The organism is Rathayibacter sp. Leaf185 (assembly GCF_001423885.1).
Taxonomy (GTDB): Bacteria; Actinomycetota; Actinomycetes; order Actinomycetales; family Microbacteriaceae; genus Rathayibacter.
On record NZ_LMPP01000002.1, the window covers coordinates 32,312 to 47,863 of the forward strand.

Consider the following 15,552-nt stretch of genomic DNA (forward strand, 5'->3'; position numbering starts at 1 on the left):
GTCGCGGGCGTCGCTCCGATGACGGTCCGCTCGCGGCGTCAGCGTCAGGCGACCGTCAGCTCCACCACCGCGTCGTCGATCCCCTCGGCTGAGGCTCGCACGGTCACGCGGCCCGCGCCCGTCGGCCGGACGACCGCCAGAGCGCGCCCGTCGAACGTCGTGCGGGTCACCGCGTCGAAGCGCTCGGTCGTCGCCGGAGCGCCGGTGCCGTAGCCCGCGAGCACCCCCGCGCCCTCGACCGAGACCGTCACGGGGCGGTCGTCGCCCGTCACCAGCACGCCGTTCTCGCCCCGGAGCTCGAGCGCGATGAACGCGAGATCCTCGTCGCCGGCGTCGAGGGTCGAGCGGTCGGCCGAGGCCACGAGCCGCACCGCACCGGTCGCCGTCCGCAGCGTCGCGCGACCGGTCTCGACGCCTCCGGTCAGCGCGATCGCCGTCAGCGTTCCCGCCCGGTACGTCGTCTCGAGGGTCGCCAGCATCGGCCGAACGCCACCGATCGCCGCTCGTCCCACCTCGACGTCGTCCAGGAGCAGCACGACCTCCTCCGCATCCGCCGCGACCTCGACGGTCACCGGCGCGCCCTCGGAGTACGGCCAGGTCCAGGAGGAGACGGAGTCGCTCCACGCCCACGGCGACTGCATCGTGATCGTGTTCCCGTGGTGCTCGGGGCGCAGGACCGCGATCGCCGGCTCGGCGCGCAGGCCCCAGACGATCTCGCGGTAGTACGAGATCGGGCGCCTGCTGCCCGTGATGTCGAAGTCGCCGCACCAGGCGGTGAGGTATGGGAACTCGCGCTCGAGCCCGCCGTTCGCGGCCGGATCCTCGGCGTACGAGGTGGCGCCGATGCCGACCTCGCCGAGGTAGTCCCAGCCGGTCCAGGTGAAGTCGCCGATCACGTTCGGGTTCGCGAGCACCATCGGCCACAGCTCGCCGATGCGCGACGGGAAGGTCTCGGAGCCGACGATCACCCGGTGCGGGAAGGTCACCGCATCCGCCGCGTAGCGCCCGTCGGCGTAGTTCAGCCCCAGCACGTCGAGCACCGAGCTCGACTCGGCGGTGCGCCGGGTGACGGCCTCGGAGGAGCCGATCGCGCTCATCATCCCGGCGCCCGACTCGCCCATCAGCTCGTTGAGCCCCTGCTCGGCCTGGAGGATGTCGTCGAGCTCGTCGAGGACGGCCAGCGCGGCGTTCACTCCGTTGGTCACCGGCCGGGTCGGGTCGAGGGCGCGGACGTGCTCGGCGAGATCACGGGCCTGCGCGGCCCCGTGGGGAGTGCCTGCCTCGACGATCTCGTTGCCGATCGAGTACATGATCACGCTCGGGTGGTTGTAGTCCTTGGCGACCATCGACTCGAGGTCGGCCCGCCACCACTGGGCGAAGTCGAGCGCGTAGTCGTAGTCGGTCTTGCCGCGCGCCCACATGTCGAACGCCTCGTCCATGACGAGCATCCCGAGCCGGTCGCACGCGTCGAGCATCGACGGCGAGGCCGGGTTGTGCGCGGTGCGGATCGCGTTGAAGCCCGCCTCCTTGAGCAGCTCGATGCGGCGGAACTCGGCGCGTGCGATCGATGCCGCCCCGAGCGGCCCGTTGTCGCTGTGGAGGCAGGCGCCGCGCAGCAGCACGGGCTCGCCGTTGATCCGCAGGCCCTTGCGCGGGTCGACGGTCACCGTGCGGATGCCGTGCACCGTCACCACCGCGTCCTCGCCGATCGACGTGGTGGCGGTGTAGAGGTGCGGCGACTCGACGCTCCAGAGCTCGGGCTGCTGCACGTACAGGCGCTGGCGCACCACGGCGGTGCGGCCCGGCGCGACGGTGACGGGCGTCCGCTCGCTCTCGACGGTGAGTGCTCCGGAGGCGAGACTCGTCTCGACGGTGCGGTGAGCGGTGACGAGACCGCGGTTCACGACGCTCGTGGCGACCTCGACGACCGCCTGGTCGTCCTCGACGCGCACCGTCGTGATCCGCACGCCGTCGGGCTCGATGTGCACGGCCTCGTCCACGTGCAGCAGCACCGGCCGGTGGAGCCCCGCGCCGGCGTACCAGCGGGTGTCCTGGCCCGAGCGCACCTCGATCCGCAGGGTGTTCTCCGCGCCGAAGCGGAGGAACGGGGTCAGCTCGACGAAGAAGCGCGCGAAGCCGTCGGCCCGGTTCCCGACGAACTCGTCATTGAGGAACACCATCGCGTGCCGGAACGCGCCCTGGATCTCGAGCCGGACGACCCGTCCCTCCCAGTCGGCGGGCGCCTCGAACGTCTTGACGTAGCTGAAGGCTCCGGCGGGGTAGTAGGCGGAGCTGCCTCCGCCGGGCACGTCGGCCGAGCGATCGGCGTCGCGCAGCGCGTCGTGCGGGAGGGTGACAGCCACGGAATCGTCAGCGCCCTTCTGAGCGGCGGCGAACGGGCCGCGGGGAGCCCTGACCGTCCAGTCGGAGGTGAACGGGGTGACGGTCATGGCGGGTCCGATCGAGAAGGCAGAGGCGTGGCTGCGAAACGTTTCCGACTGTTTCTCCGCGCTCCACGGAGCCTACGTGCCGTGGTGAGCGTCGGTCAACGGCGCCGGGAAGAAACAGTTTCCTGTGAACCGGCGGTCGCCTCGCCGCTATCCGGAAGGTGCGGTGGTCGCGCCCGACTACCGCGTCGTGTGAGTTCTGACGGGGTCCCGCGTCGCTCCGCGAGGGGAGGACATGCTCGCGAAGCGCCCGAGCCGAGGGGGCCGCAGGCCGTTGCTGCGCGGATCCGTCGAGGCCGGTCGAACAGCGAGCGCGCCTGGCGCGAGATCGTCGCCGTCCCGCGGAGGCGTCAGCGCGGGCCGCCCCGTCGTGCGCCGCTCTGACGGGTGCCGAGCGGCAGCACGACATGCTCCTGGAGGTGCTGGTAGACCACCGAGGTGCGGACGTCGGCGACCTCGCGGCGCTGGGTCAGCTCGTCGATGACGAAGGCGTAGAGGTCGTCGTTGTCGCGGACCGCGACGTGGATGATGAAGTCCTCGTTGCCGGCGGTGACGAAGACGCCGACCGTCTCGTCGAGGCCGGCCACCCAGTCGCGGAACGCCTCGATGACGTCGCGCGAGGGAGGCCGGATGCGGACGGCGATCAGCGCCTGCACTCCTCGGCCGATGGTCGCGAGATCGACCGCGAGGGTCGCCCGCACGATCACGCCGCGGCTGCGCAGGCTCCTCGTCCGGTCGAGCGCGGTCGTCGGGCTGACGCCGACCGCCGCGGCGAGGTCTCGGTTCGTCATCCGTGCATCCGACTGCAGAACGCGCAGGATCCGGATGTCGAGCTCGTCAAGAGAGGTTCCACGGGCGTTCCACTGGTCATTCATACGGACATCCTGCGCCGGAGTACCGGCTTCGCCTACCTTTCGGTGACCGTGCCGCACGACCCGAGGAGCACCATGAGCGACCACATCGACCCCGCCGTCGGCTTCGCACCCGACGAGATCGACACCTCCGTGCCGACCCGTGCCGCCCGCCTCAAGTGGGTCGTCGTCGTCGACGAGGCGCTGCCGCCCGGCCGGGCCGTCAATGCCGCGATCTGCGTGAGCGCGGCGACCGCGGCCGGAGTCACTGGGCTTCTCGGTCCCTCGACTCACGACGCGACCGGCTCGGCGCATCCCGGTCTCCCGTGGGCGGGGTGCACGGTGCTGGCCGCCGACGCGGCGACCCTCCGCGTGATCCGCGCGAAAGCGGAGGCGCACGAGGGCACCTTCGTCGCCGACATGCCGGCCGCGGCGCAGGCGACCCGCGTCTACGACGACTACGCCGCCTCCGTGGCGAGCGCGGGGGAGCTCGACTACCTCGCGGTCAGCCTCGTCGGGCCGAAGAATCGCATCGACAAGATCGGGGGGCGCCTGCCGCTGCTGCCGTAGGGGCTCTCCGGAGTCCGGGGTGGGTCGTCCTCCACAGGAGCTCTCCGGGCGTGAGTTTCCGGGCTTCGCACGGCACGGCCGGCCGGGTGCCGGTGATTCCTGGTTCGCTCCTGGCATGGATGAATCAGGTGAGCCCGTCACGGTGGAAGCGCAGCTCGGCGCGGTCGAGTCGCTCACCGACCTCGCTGCGCGCGCAGGGTTCTCGTCGGCGCAGTTCCTCTTCACGCGGGCTACGGCGCTGCACCTGGCACGTCGTGCGGCGCTCGAGATCCCGGACGTGTTCGCGCGCAGTGGCCGGTCCTCCCGCAGTGAGTCGCAGGAGCTTGTGGAGCGGTCGATCCGCGCGGAGCTGGCGGTGTCGCAGCGGATGACCGAGCGGATGGTGCGCCGGAACCTGGAACTGGCGCGGCTGCTGTTCGAGGATCTGCCGCTCACTCGTGCGGCGCTGGCTGAGGGCCGCCTGCTGTGGGAGGCGTGCGAGGCGATCTGCGACGCGGCGGCCACCCTGCCGGCCACGGTCCGGGGCGAGCTGGATGAGAGTGCGATCGATCTGGCGCTCACGATGAATCCGACTCAGCTGCGCAGAGCGGTCGCGCGGATGCGGGACGAGCTGCACGAAGACCCTCTGGCCGTGCGGCACGTCCGTGCCAGGCAGGACCGCAGTGTCTGGGTGAGACCGGAGATCGACGGGATGGCGACGCTGTGTGCACTGCTGCCGGCGACCCTCGCGGTGGGCGTGTACGACCGTCTCGACCGCATCGCCCGCACCCTGCGCGAGGGCGACGGCTCTGGCGACGGGCGGACCCTGTCGCAGCTGCGCGCCGACGCCCTGACCGATCTGCTCTGCGACGGCGACATCACCGGCACCACCCCGATCGCCGACGAGGACGACGCGCCCTCGACGTTCGTGCCGGGGGTGCGCGCCGAGGTGCGGCTGACGCTCGCCGCGAGCACCGCCACCGACGCCGACGACACCCCCGCCGACCTCGACGGATACGGCCTCATCCCCGCCGACATAGCCCGCGAGCTCGTCGGAGTCGGCGCGTCGTTCACGCGGATCCTGACCGACCCGGACACCGGCACCGTCGCCTCCGTCGGACGCACCCACCGCGTCCCGCCACAGCAGATGCGACTCCACCTGCAACTGCGCGATCAGACCTGCCGCTTCCCCGGCTGCACCCGCCCCGCCTCCACCAGCGAGGCCGACCACACCATCGAGTGGCGCAACGGAGGCGAGACCGCGCTCCACAACCTGGCCTCGCTCTGCACGAGTCACCACCACGTCCGCCACGGTGACCGTTGGACCTACCGCCTGCACCCCGACGGCAGCGCCGAGTGGACCACTCCGACGGGCCGTCGCGTCACCACCCGTCCGGCGGTCCCCCTCGGAGGTCCACCGAAGTCACCCCCGCGACCACGGTGCGACGATGCACCGCCACCGCTCTGACGTGCTCCGGATCCTCTGCGGAGACGCACGCCGCTCGTGCGCCGTGGCGGGGTCGCTGTGTGGGAGATCCTCGACGCGGACCGCTCGGCGTCAGTTGATGATCTCGGCCCGCTCGTCGGCGCGCAGAACGGCCAGGCGATCACGCCAGGCGCGCAGTGCCTCCGGGGTCGGCCGCGTCCAGTCGGTGACTTCGTCGACGATCCGGAGGGGGTCGGTGCTGCGGTACGACCGGGTCGGGTTGCCCGGGAACTTCTTGTCGGTGACGTTCGGGTCGTCCTCGAACGGCCCCATGGGCTGGACGGCGTAGACCCGCGGCTCGGCGTCTCCGGGAGCGAGCTCGGCCGCGAGGCCGGCACCGTCGGCGTTCGCCGTGAAGTAGACGTGGTTCATCACGATCTCGGGCCGGTAGTTCGATCGGAAACCCGCCGTGAGGAGGTCGCCGATCCGCAGATCGGCCTTCGTGCCGTGGAAGAACGGCCCGTCGTCATGCGCAGCGCTCATGGCGACAGGGTAGACGGGGTAGCGCGAGGTCGGCGGAGAGGACGATGTCGCCCGCTCCGCGGCTTCTCGCAGGCCTACCGTGCCTGCGGGGTCGCCCCGCGGCAGCGCACGGGGTAGTCCGGTCAGCTTCGGAAGACCGACCACTCCTTGGCGTCGTATCGCACCGCGGTGCCGCCGACGTCGAGCAGCCAGCCGTCGACGTCGCGCGCCTCGACCTGGCCGATCGCGACCTCGGTCACCCAGCCGCTGCGCGTGTTGCGCCACCGGATCAGCTTCACGTGACGCCCGCGCTCGTCCATCCGACTGTTCCTGTCCGCCATCCGCCCACTATGACCCGGAGGAGTGTCGGGAATCCGCTGTTGACAGAGGGCCCCGGTCCGCTCGCATGCCGTCTCCTACACTCGGACGATGCGCCACGGAATCGTCATCCTCCCGCAGGAGCCCTGGACCACCGCCCGCCGCAAGTGGCAGTCGGCCGAGGGGCTCGGCTTCGATCACGCGTGGACATACGATCACCTGTCGTGGCGCTCACTCGCCGATCAGGTCTGGCACGCGACCGTCCCCACGCTCACCGCGGCGGCCGTCGTCACCGAGACCATCCGGCTCGGCACCTTCGTGGCTTCGCCGAACTTCCGGCATCCGGTGCCGTTCGCGAAGGAGCTCGCGACCCTCGACGACATCTCGGGCGGGCGCTTCGTGCTCGGCGTCGGCTCGGGCGGCACCGGCTTCGACGCCACCGTGCTCGGCCAGCCGCTGCACTCGCCCCGCGAGCGGCATGAGCGCTACGTCGAGTTCGTCTCGGCGCTCGACGAGCTGCTGCGCCACGAGACTCCTGGCTCGGGCGGCATCGACATCGACGGCCGCTGGTTCACGGCCCGCGGCGCCCGGATGGTCGGCGAGCCGGTGCAGCGTCCGCGCCTGCCCTTCGTCCTCGCCGCGAACGGACCGAAGGGGCTCGCGCTGGTCGCTGAGCGCGCGCAGGGCTGGGTCACCACCGGACCCGAGGCGGCGACGAGCGAGGAGTGGTGGGCCGCGGTCGCCGTCCTCGGCCGCCGCCTCGACGACGCGCTGGAGGCGGCGGGCCGCGACCCCCGCTCCCTCGAGCGCCACCTCTCGCTCGACTCCGGACCGCACTTCTCGCTCGAGAGCGTCGCCCGCTTCGACGAGATGGCCGGGCGCGCCGAGGAACTCGGCTTCACCGACGTGATCTCGCACTGGCCGCGCGCTGACGGTCTCTACGCGGGCGACGACGACGTGCTCTACGACGTCGCCTCGCGGTTCTAGCGGAATGCCCGCGGTCCTGCGCGGCGCTGCCCGACCCGGCGCCCTGATCGGCCTGGTCAGCGCCGCCGTGATCGCGTTCCTGTACCTCGTCTCCGTCGTCGGCTGGGGGATGGACGGGCGCGCGCCGGCGTCGGGCTGGGTCGCGATCGTCGCTGCCGCGCTCGTGGGAGCGCTTGCGGGTGGAGTCGCGATCGGCACCCAGCGCGCGCTCGGGGCGCCGCGCGTCCTGGCTCCGCTCGTGGCGCCGGTACTGGTGGCCCTGGTGGCGGTCGCGGCAGCGATCGTCGTGCTCCCGTTCGATCCCGACGGCTCCCTCGCGCTGACGGTCGCCGTGATGGTCCCGTTCGCCGTGATCGCAGTCACCCTCGCGACCGCGCTCGCCGCCTTCACCGACGCGTCGCGGTGGCGGCCGATCGGAGGCGTCGCCGCGGTCGTCATCGCCCTCGCGCTGATCACGGGCCTCGTTGCCGAGTAGCCCGCGTCAGCGCGTCCCGAATGCGCGAAGCTTCGCGATGAGGTCCTCGATCAGCCAGCGCGTGTCGAACGCCTCGCAGACGCGGATCGCGTGCGGGCCGACCTCCGGCAGCAGGTCGCCCGACGTCGAGAACCGCGGCGCCGGCCGCGAGCGCCAGCGGCCGCCCGCCGGGTTCATCACCGCGCCGATCGCCGGGCTGTCGCCGAGCGAGCGGAAGTCGAGCGGCCCGTAGTCGAGGGTGGCGTTGAAGGCGATGAGCTGGTCGACGAGGTAGTCGGCGAGCGGGCTCGTGCCGCTGAGGCGGGCGCGCAGCTCAGCATGGCCGATGCCGACCATCGTGTAGACGGGCATCGGGATCTGCCAGACCGCGACTCCGGAGGCCATCACAGCGTTCGCCGCGGCGACGTCGTTGATGAGGTTGAACTCGGGGTGGTACGCGGGGATCTCGTCGTAGGGAGGCCCGCCGACCCAGACCACGACGACGTCGCGGGAGGCGATCGCGGGCTCCTCGAGGAGCGCCGAGGCGACGTCGGTCAGAGGGCCGAGCACCGCGATCCAGAGGCGGCCGGCGTCGCGCAGGGCCTCGTCCACGATTAGGCGCGAGCCCTCGGAGGGCGCGGCCGTGCGCTCGTCGGCCAGCGGGTCCGCGGAGCCGTCCATGACCGGCACGGAGGCGCCGGCCAGGCCGACCGCGCGATCGATCTCCCGCCGCGAGGCGTCGCGGCTGCCGGCGCGCCCGAAATGCGCCGAGACGAGCCCGCGGATGTCGAGGGTCGAGGTCAGCAGGGCCTGCACGATGGCGAACTGGTCGTCGGCCTCGTTGGCGGCATCGGTGCTGATGATCAGCCGGTGCGGCGGCGGCGGGGTCATGCCGACTCGCGCTGGACGAGGGTGGTCGCGAGGATCGGCTGCCGGTCGACCTCGCGCCCCTGAACGACGGCGAGCACGGTCTCGGCGGCGACGCGTCCCATGTCCTCCAGCGGCTGGCGGACGGTGGTGAGCGTCGGATCCGAGGTGGTCGCGACCACGACGTCGTCGAAGCCGACGACCGCGACGTCGGCCGGCACCCGCCGCCCCGAGGCCTGCAGCACCCGGATGGCGCCGTTGGCCATCAGGTCGGAGGAGGCGAAGACTCCGTCGAGGTCGGGGTGGCGCTGCAGCAGGCGCGCCATGGCGGCCGAGCCGCTCTCGAGGGTGAACTCGCCGTGCACGATCGGGCTGTGGTCGATGCCGAGCTCGGTGAGCTCGTCGCGCCAGCCCCGGATGCGATCGCGCGCCGGCTCCATGTCGTGCGGCCCCGCGATGATGCCCAGGCGGCGGCGCCCGGCGTCGGCCAGAGCCCGCGCGGCGAGCCTGCCGCCTCCGTAGTTGTCGGAGTCGACGACGATCGCGTCGGGAGCGAGGGCGACGCGCGGCCGCCCGACCCAGGCGATCGGCACGGGGGAGTCGACGAGCGCCTGGGCGAGGTGCGTGATCTCGTGCTGCAGGATGATGATCGCTCCGTCGACCGCGCGGGAGCGCAGGAACTTGGGGATGCGGTCGCCGTCGTCGTGGTCGGCCGGCAGCAGCACGGGCTGCACCTCGCCGGCATAGAGGCCCTTGGCGGCGCCCTTGAGCACCGAGGTGAAGAACGTGCCGGTCAAGCTGTCGAGCTCGTTGAAGGCGACGATGAGGGCGATCGCGCCGGCCCGGCCGCCGCGCAGCATCCGCGCGGCGCTGTTCGCCTCGTAGCCCAGCTGCTTGGCGGCGTGCTCGACCGCGGCCGACATCCGGACGTCGACGTTCGTGCCGCCCGCGAGGACTCTCGCGGCCGTGGCGCGCGAGACGCCCGCCGCCTGGGCGACGTCCACCAGCGTGGGTCGAGTCATGCTGCTTCCTTCTGAGCGAGGAGTCGGCCGGGGGCACCCCTGGTTTCGATCTCCAGATTCCCACGGGGAGGACACCCCGTGGGCTGATCACGTCCGGTTTGCGAAAGTTCCCTTGAATACTAGGGGAGATCGATATCTCACGGCGCGGTAACGAGTGTCGGATGTCGCTTGCATACCGCTCGCGGGGCGGCTACGGTGGCGCCCAAGAGATCGTTCTCTAGGAGCTCCGGTTCCGAGACATTCCAGCAGATCCCCGATGAAGAGGACTTGTCGTGACACGAAGCCCGACGGCCGCAGCGGCTCCCCGGAGCGCACCGCCGCTCCTGCACGCGGCGCCCGACCTCTGACCCACCGCGGAGTCGGCGCGAACCCGCACCGCCTCTGCGACCTCCCCGGTCGGGACCACCGCTCCCGGCTCCGAGGCCCTCCTCGTCGATCCGTCGATCGACCCGCACCTCGTCCTTCCCTCACCGCTTCCCCCTCACCGCTGAGCGGGGCCGCACCTTCCGATACATCAAGGAGACATTGCAGTGACGCAAACGAACATCTTCCAGCGCTCGGCCTTCTCGCGCCGCGGCTTCATCTCGGTCGCCGGCGGCACGCTCGCCGTCGCGACCCTCGCCGCCTGCTCGAGCGGCGGCGGCTCGACGAGCGACGACCCGAACGCCGAGGTCGCGTTCTGGTCGTTCACCGGCATCAACGCGAAGGACAGCGTCGGCGAGTACCTCGCGAAGATGCCCGACGCGAAGGTCAAGCTGACCGAGGTCGGCAGCACGGTCGAGACGGCGACCGCCCTCACCGCCGCGCTGGCCGGAGGCAAGGTCCCCGACCTGGTCATGATCCAGAACGACGACCTGCCCCAGTTCGTCGCCAACCCGGGCAACTTCCTCGACCTCCGCACCCTGGGCGGCGACGACGTCGCCTCCGCCTACCTGCCGTGGGCCGCCTCCGCCGCGACCGGGGAGGACGGCTCGGTCGTCGGCATCCCGACCGACGTCGGCGGGCTCGGCTTCGCCTACCGCGCCGACCTGTTCGAGCAGGCCGGACTGCCGACCGATCCGACCGAGGTCGCGGCGATGTGGAGCGACTGGGACGCGTTCATCGCCATGGGCGAGAAGTACACGGCCGCGACCGGGAAGCCCTTCATCGACAACATCGAGACCAGCGTCTTCTTCTCGACGGTGAACCAGGTCTCCGAGAAGTACTACTCGCCCGACGGCGAGGTCGTCTACGACTCCAACCCGCAGGTCGAGGAGGCCTTCAAGGTCGCCGTCGACACCTACGACGCGGGCATCAGCGCCGGCATCGCCGCCTGGTCCTCCGGCTGGGCCCCCGGCCGCGCCAACGGCGCCTTCGCCGTGACCATCGCCCCGTCGTGGATCCTCTCGGGCATCAAGACCGACGCCCCGGACACCGCCGGGAACTGGCGCATCGCGAGTGTCCCCGGAGTCGGTGGCAACTGGGGCGGCAGCGTCATCGCCATCCCGGCTCGCGCCGCGAACCCCGAGGCCGCCTGGCAGTACATCAAGACGATGATGTCGGCCGAGGGCCAGACCGACCACTTCGAGCAGTCGGGCACCTTCCCGGCGGCCGTCGACGCGGTGTCGAGCCCCGAGGTCGCCGCGTACACCGACCCGTTCTTCGGCGACTCGAAGATCGGCGAGGTCATGGCCACCTCGGTCGAGCAGTTCCCCTCCTTCTACAACGGCCCCGACACGACCGCCATCAACGGCGCGCTGCTCAACACGCTCGTTGAGCTGGAGTCGGGCAACGTCACCTCCGACAAGGCGTGGACGACCGCCCTCGACACGGCCAAGCAGGCCATCGGCGGCTGACAGCCCCACCCACCCGAGTGGCCCGGCGCGATGAGCGCCGGGCCACCTCTTCGACGGAGGTTCCCCCATGTCAACGGCGACAGCCACAGTTCCCCCCGGGCAGCGCAAGCAGCCCGCAGCCCCGGTCCAGAAGGCGATGCGGATCCGCAACTCGCTCTCGGAGCAGATCGCGCCCTACGCGTACATCGCGCCCTTCTTCCTCATCTTCATCGTCTTCGGGCTCTTCCCCCTCCTCTTCACGTTCTACGTGTCGCTGTTCGACTGGAACCCGATCGGCGAGCAGGTGTTCGTCGGCTTCAAGAACTTCGAGATGCTCTTCCAGGACGGCCGCTTCTGGAACGCCCTGCTGAACACCTTCGGCATCTTCCTGATCTCGACGATCCCGCAGCTGCTCTTCGCACTGTTCCTCGCGCACCTGCTCAACCACGCGCGCCTGCGCTGGGCGAACTTCTTCCGCATGGCGCTGCTGGTGCCGTACATCACCTCCGTCGCCGCGACCGCGATCGTCTTCGCGCAGATCTTCGACAAGAACTTCGGACTCATCAACTGGGTCCTCGGCCTGGTCGGGCTGCCATCGGTGAACTTCCTCGCGACGAACTACGGCTCGTGGATCCTGATCTCGACGATGGTGTTCTGGCGCTGGTTCGGCTACAACACGCTGCTCTACCTGGCCGGTCTGCAGTCGCTGCCGCGCGAGATGTTCGAGGCCGCCTCGGTCGACGGAGCATCGAGCTGGCAGCAGTTCCGCCACCTCACGATCCCGGCGCTGCGTCCGATCATCGTCTTCACCGTGATCATGTCGACCATCGGCGGTCTGCAGATCTTCACGGAGCCGTTGCTCGCCGCTCCCGAATCGGGCCTCACCTGCGGCGCCGGGCGGCAGTGCCAGACCCTCGCGCTGTTCCTCTACGAGCAGGGCTTCAGCCAGTTCAAGTTCGGCTACGGATCGGCGATCGGCGTCGTGCTGTTCGTGATCGTGGTCGTCGTCTCGCTGCTCAACTTCTACCTCTCCACGCGCACCCGGAAGGCGGCTGTCTGATGTCCGATGTGATCGATCAGGCCGTTCCCCAGGCCCTCGCGCCGACGGCGAAGACGGCGGCGCTGCCCAAGCGCCGCGGCAAGGGAGGCGGAGTCGGCTGGCCGACGTACGTGTTCCTCGTCGTCGCCGTGATCGTCTCGGTGTTCCCGCTCTACTACATGTTCGTGGTCGCGTCCGTGGGAGCCACGGCCGTCACGTCGATCCCGCCGCGCCTCTACCCCGGCTTCAACTTCATGGCCGTCGCCGAGAAGGTCTTCGACACGGTTCCGTTCGTCGCCTCCCTGATCAACAGCGCGTTCGTCTCGCTGACGGTCGCGGTGCTCTCGGCGATCCTCTGCGCGATGGCGGGCTTCGCGTTCGCCAAGCTGCAGTTCCCGGGGCGCAACGTCCTGTTCCTCATCGTCCTTCTGACGATGACCGTGCCCGCCCAGCTCAGCGTGATCCCGCAGTACCTGATCGTGTCGTGGCTCGGCTGGGTCGACACGCTGCAGGCCATCATCGTGCCCGGGCTCGCGAGCGCCTTCGGCATCTTCTGGATGCGCCAGCACATGTCGACGACGGTCAGCGACGAGCTGATCCAGGCGGCCCGCATCGACGGTGCGAACTCGTGGCAGCTGTTCTGGCGGATCGCGTTCCCGGTCGTCCGGCCGGCCGCGTTCGTGCTCGGGCTGATCACCTTCACGGCCGTGTGGAACGACTTCATGTGGCCCTTCATCGTGCTGAAGTCGCCGGAGCTCTTCACGGTGCAGATCGCGCTGAAGCAGCTCCAGGCCAACCGCTCGATCGACGTCGCCCTGGCGATGGGCGGATCGTTCATGGCCACGCTGCCGCTGCTGATCGCCTTCTTCTTCGTCGGCCGCCGCATGGTGTCGGGGATCATGGACGGGGCGTTCAAGGGCTGATGCTCCACGACGCCACCACCACGCCGCCCGCGAGCAGTCCACCGGGGCTGGGGTGGCGGGACAGCACTCTGCCTCCGGTCGAGCGCGCCCGCCTCCTGACCCTCGAGCTGACGCTCGAGGAGAAGGCCGCCCAGCTCGGGTCGATCTGGCTCACCGATGCGGCCGACGACTTCGCCCCCACGCTCGAGGGCGGGCCGGAGACGGCCGCCGATCCGTTCGACGGCGGCCTGGGCCAGCTCACCCGGGTCTTCGGCACTGAGCCGGTCACGGTCGCCGAGGGGGTCCGCCGCCTGCGTGAGCTGCAGGAGCGGGTCGTCCGCTCGAACCGGCTCGGGATCCCCGCTATCGCCCACGAGGAGTGCCTCACCGGCCTCGCGGCGTACGGGGCCACCGCGTTCCCGACTCCGCTGGCCTGGGCCGCGACGTTCGACGAGGACCTCGTCGGCGAGATGGCGGGGGCGATCGGATCGGACATGCGCGCCCTCGGTATCCACCAGGGGCTCGCGCCCGTCGTCGACGTGGTGAAGGACTACCGCTGGGGCCGCGTCGAGGAGACGCTCGGCGAGGATCCGTATCTGGTGTCGCAGCTCGGCGCGGCCTACGTGGCCGGGCTCGAGGGTGCCGGAGTGATCTCGACGCTGAAGCACTTCGCCGGCTACGCCGCCTCGCGCGGCGCCCGCAACCACGCCCCTGTGAGCATGGGCGCGCGGGAGCTCGCCGACACGGTGCTGCCTCCGTTCGAGGCGGCGCTGCGGCACGGAGGCGCGCGGAGCGTCATGACGTCGTACACGGATGTCGACGGCGTGCCGAGCAGCTCGAACCGGCACCTGCTGACCGGGATCCTGCGCGAGCAGTGGGGCTTCGAGGGCACCGTGGTGGCCGACTACTGGGCCGTGCCGTTCCTGCACGCGATGCACCACGTCGCCGTCGATACCGCGGACGCCGGACGCCTGGCACTGCGGGCGGGCCTCGACGTCGAGCTGCCGACGACGGCCGCCTACGCTCAGCTGCCCCGCCTCATCCGCGAGGGAGTCGTCGACGAGCGCGACCTCGATCGCTCGGTCGAGCGCCACCTCCGCCACAAGTTCGAGGCAGGGCTCTTCGACGACGCGCCGCTCGTGCCCCCGGGCGCCGAGAGCGTCGACCTCGACAGCGCGCGCAACCGGGCGATCTCAGCGCGGCTGGCCGAGGAGTCGGTGGTGCTGCTGCGCGACGACGATGCTCTGGCGCTGCTCGCCTCCGGGACCGTCGCGGTGGTCGGGCCCGCAGCGGACCAGTTCAGGAGCCTGATCGGCTGCTACGCGTTCCCCAACCACGTGCTCGCCAAGCACCCCGGGCACGACCTCGGGATCGAGATCCCGACCCTGCTCACGGCACTGCGCGACGAGCTCGGCGAGGAGCGGGTGCGCTTCGCGGTCGGCGGCGCGATCACCTCCGACGACGCCTCCGCTCTGCCCGAGGCCGTGTCCGCGGTGCAGGGCAGTGACGTCGCCGTGGTCGTGGTCGGCGACATCGCCGGACTGTTCGGCGACGGCACTTCGGGCGAGGGCTGCGACGCGACCGACCTGCGGCTGCCCGGCTCGCAGGAGGCGCTGGTCGCGGCCGTGCTCGAGACCGGGGTGCCGACGATCCTGGTCGTGCTGTCGGGACGGCCCTATGCGCTGGGAGCGTTCGACGCGGCGCGCGGAGTCGTGCAGGCGTTCTTCCCGGGGGCCGACGGAGCCGCGGCGGTCGCCGGCGTGCTGTCGGGCCGGGTCGCGCCGACCGGGAGGCTGCCGGTGCAGATCCCGCGGCACCCGTCCTCGTCGACCACTTACCTGCAGCCGGCGCTCGGGCGCACGAATCCGGGGATCTCGGCGCTCGACTCCACTCCGCTCCACCCGTTCGGGTTCGGGATCACCCGCGGCGAGGTCGTCTACGAGTCGCTCGACGCGGCGACGACGCTCAGCACCGAGGGGACCCTCGACGCGGCCGTGTCGCTCCGCAACGACGGAGAGGCGACGGTCGAGGTCGTGCAGCTGTACATGTCGTTCCCGTCGGCGCCGATCGTGCGCCCGGTCGTCCAGCTGTTGGGCTATGCGCGGGTGCCGCTCGGCGCGGGCGAGCGGCTGACGGTGCACTTCCATGTCGACGCCGCACGACTGGCGGCGACGGGGGAGGACGGCGCGCTCGCCGTCGAGCCGGGCCCGCTGCGCCTCGTGGCGGGAGCGTCGGCCGCCGACGCCGCCGTCACGGCCGATGTGCGGATCGTCGGCGAACGCCGCGTGCTCGCGGAACGCGCGCTGCGCACTCCGTGGTCGGTCGTCTCCGCGGGGACCGGAGCGGACTGACAC

The 15,552-nt window shown here is 71.2% G+C and carries 14 protein-coding genes; 8 read left to right on the forward strand and 6 right to left on the reverse strand.

What is annotated here, in order from left to right; all coding sequences use genetic code 11:
* Window positions 1-44: 44 nt before the first annotated feature.
* Window positions 45-2,450, reverse strand: coding sequence for a glycoside hydrolase family 2 TIM barrel-domain containing protein (locus tag ASG06_RS07410; protein ID WP_056040639.1), 2,406 nt, complete (start codon window positions 2,448-2,450; stop codon window positions 45-47).
* A gap of 347 nt (window positions 2,451-2,797) precedes the next feature.
* On the reverse strand, window positions 2,798-3,322 hold the full coding sequence (locus ASG06_RS07415; RefSeq protein WP_056040641.1) for an Lrp/AsnC family transcriptional regulator: 525 nt from the start codon (window positions 3,320-3,322) through the stop codon (window positions 2,798-2,800).
* Between the two features lie 72 nt (window positions 3,323-3,394).
* Here ASG06_RS07415 and ASG06_RS07420 point away from each other — a divergent pair, with 72 nt between their 5' ends.
* Both ASG06_RS07420 and ASG06_RS07425 read left to right on the forward strand, forming a co-directional pair.
* Window positions 3,395-3,868, forward strand: a complete 474-nt coding sequence (locus ASG06_RS07420; RefSeq protein WP_056040643.1) for a DUF2000 domain-containing protein — start codon at window positions 3,395-3,397, stop codon at window positions 3,866-3,868.
* Between the two features lie 115 nt (window positions 3,869-3,983).
* A complete protein-coding gene (locus ASG06_RS07425; RefSeq protein WP_082499050.1) occupies window positions 3,984-5,315 on the forward strand; it encodes an HNH endonuclease signature motif containing protein in 1,332 nt (443 codons plus the stop codon).
* A 90-nt stretch (window positions 5,316-5,405) separates the two neighbouring features.
* On the opposite strand, the gene arr is transcribed toward ASG06_RS07425, so the two are convergent.
* Window positions 5,406-5,816: an NAD(+)--rifampin ADP-ribosyltransferase gene (gene arr, locus ASG06_RS07430; protein WP_056040648.1), complete on the reverse strand. Its 411-nt coding sequence runs from the start codon at window positions 5,814-5,816 to the stop codon at window positions 5,406-5,408.
* A 122-nt stretch (window positions 5,817-5,938) separates the two neighbouring features.
* Complete coding sequence (locus tag ASG06_RS19925; protein WP_156465922.1) at window positions 5,939-6,136, reverse strand: hypothetical protein; 198 nt, start codon at window positions 6,134-6,136, stop codon at window positions 5,939-5,941.
* Between the two features lie 88 nt (window positions 6,137-6,224).
* Here ASG06_RS19925 and ASG06_RS07435 point away from each other — a divergent pair, with 88 nt between their 5' ends.
* The gene (locus ASG06_RS07435) at window positions 6,225-7,100 is read left to right on the forward strand and encodes an LLM class flavin-dependent oxidoreductase (RefSeq protein ID WP_056040650.1); all 876 of its coding nucleotides are present in this window, start codon (window positions 6,225-6,227) and stop codon (window positions 7,098-7,100) included.
* Between the two features lie 4 nt (window positions 7,101-7,104).
* A complete protein-coding gene (locus ASG06_RS07440; RefSeq protein ID WP_056040652.1) occupies window positions 7,105-7,575 on the forward strand; it encodes a hypothetical protein in 471 nt (156 codons plus the stop codon).
* A gap of 6 nt (window positions 7,576-7,581) precedes the next feature.
* On the opposite strand, the gene ASG06_RS07445 is transcribed toward ASG06_RS07440, so the two are convergent.
* Both ASG06_RS07445 and ASG06_RS07450 read right to left on the reverse strand, forming a co-directional pair.
* Window positions 7,582-8,445 carry a nucleoside hydrolase gene (locus tag ASG06_RS07445; RefSeq protein WP_056040655.1) on the reverse strand — a complete coding sequence of 288 codons (864 nt, stop codon included), beginning with the start codon at window positions 8,443-8,445 and terminating at the stop codon, window positions 7,582-7,584.
* The gene (locus tag ASG06_RS07450; RefSeq protein ID WP_056040657.1) at window positions 8,442-9,443 is read right to left on the reverse strand and encodes a LacI family DNA-binding transcriptional regulator; all 1,002 of its coding nucleotides are present in this window, start codon (window positions 9,441-9,443) and stop codon (window positions 8,442-8,444) included. Before ASG06_RS07450 ends, ASG06_RS07445 begins: the two co-directional genes overlap by 4 nt.
* Before the next feature lie 530 nt (window positions 9,444-9,973).
* Here ASG06_RS07450 and ASG06_RS07455 point away from each other — a divergent pair.
* The 4 genes from ASG06_RS07455 to ASG06_RS07470 all read left to right on the forward strand — a co-directional run bounded on the left by ASG06_RS07455 (window position 9,974) and on the right by ASG06_RS07470 (window position 15,549).
* On the forward strand, window positions 9,974-11,278 hold the full coding sequence (locus ASG06_RS07455) for an ABC transporter substrate-binding protein (RefSeq protein ID WP_082499051.1): 1,305 nt from the start codon (window positions 9,974-9,976) through the stop codon (window positions 11,276-11,278).
* A gap of 67 nt (window positions 11,279-11,345) precedes the next feature.
* Window positions 11,346-12,317 (forward strand): carbohydrate ABC transporter permease, encoded by a 972-nt coding sequence (locus tag ASG06_RS07460; protein ID WP_056040659.1) that lies wholly within the window; start codon window positions 11,346-11,348, stop codon window positions 12,315-12,317.
* Window positions 12,317-13,219, forward strand: coding sequence for a carbohydrate ABC transporter permease (locus ASG06_RS07465; protein ID WP_056040660.1), 903 nt, complete (start codon window positions 12,317-12,319; stop codon window positions 13,217-13,219). The genes ASG06_RS07460 and ASG06_RS07465 overlap by 1 nt, the downstream gene beginning before the upstream one ends.
* A complete protein-coding gene (locus ASG06_RS07470) occupies window positions 13,219-15,549 on the forward strand; it encodes a beta-glucosidase (protein ID WP_056040662.1) in 2,331 nt (776 codons plus the stop codon). The genes ASG06_RS07465 and ASG06_RS07470 overlap by 1 nt, the downstream gene beginning before the upstream one ends.
* The last annotated feature ends 3 nt before the right edge of the window (window positions 15,550-15,552 follow it).

Coding starts and splice junctions, on each gene's coding strand:
- ASG06_RS07410 (WP_056040639.1), bottom strand. CDS start 2,450: ATGACCGTCACCCCGTTCACCTCCGACTGGACGGTCAGGGCTCCCCGC.
- ASG06_RS07415 (WP_056040641.1), bottom strand. CDS start 3,322: ATGAATGACCAGTGGAACGCCCGTGGAACCTCTCTTGACGAGCTCGAC.
- ASG06_RS07420 (WP_056040643.1), top strand. CDS start 3,395: ATGAGCGACCACATCGACCCCGCCGTCGGCTTCGCACCCGACGAGATC.
- ASG06_RS07425 (WP_082499050.1), top strand. CDS start 3,984: ATGGATGAATCAGGTGAGCCCGTCACGGTGGAAGCGCAGCTCGGCGCG.
- arr (WP_056040648.1), bottom strand. CDS start 5,816: ATGAGCGCTGCGCATGACGACGGGCCGTTCTTCCACGGCACGAAGGCC.
- ASG06_RS19925 (WP_156465922.1), bottom strand. CDS start 6,136: ATGGCGGACAGGAACAGTCGGATGGACGAGCGCGGGCGTCACGTGAAG.
- ASG06_RS07435 (WP_056040650.1), top strand. CDS start 6,225: ATGCGCCACGGAATCGTCATCCTCCCGCAGGAGCCCTGGACCACCGCC.
- ASG06_RS07440 (WP_056040652.1), top strand. CDS start 7,105: ATGCCCGCGGTCCTGCGCGGCGCTGCCCGACCCGGCGCCCTGATCGGC.
- ASG06_RS07445 (WP_056040655.1), bottom strand. CDS start 8,445: ATGACCCCGCCGCCGCCGCACCGGCTGATCATCAGCACCGATGCCGCC.
- ASG06_RS07450 (WP_056040657.1), bottom strand. CDS start 9,443: ATGACTCGACCCACGCTGGTGGACGTCGCCCAGGCGGCGGGCGTCTCG.
- ASG06_RS07460 (WP_056040659.1), top strand. CDS start 11,346: ATGTCAACGGCGACAGCCACAGTTCCCCCCGGGCAGCGCAAGCAGCCC.
- ASG06_RS07465 (WP_056040660.1), top strand. CDS start 12,317: ATGTCCGATGTGATCGATCAGGCCGTTCCCCAGGCCCTCGCGCCGACG.
- ASG06_RS07470 (WP_056040662.1), top strand. CDS start 13,219: ATGCTCCACGACGCCACCACCACGCCGCCCGCGAGCAGTCCACCGGGG.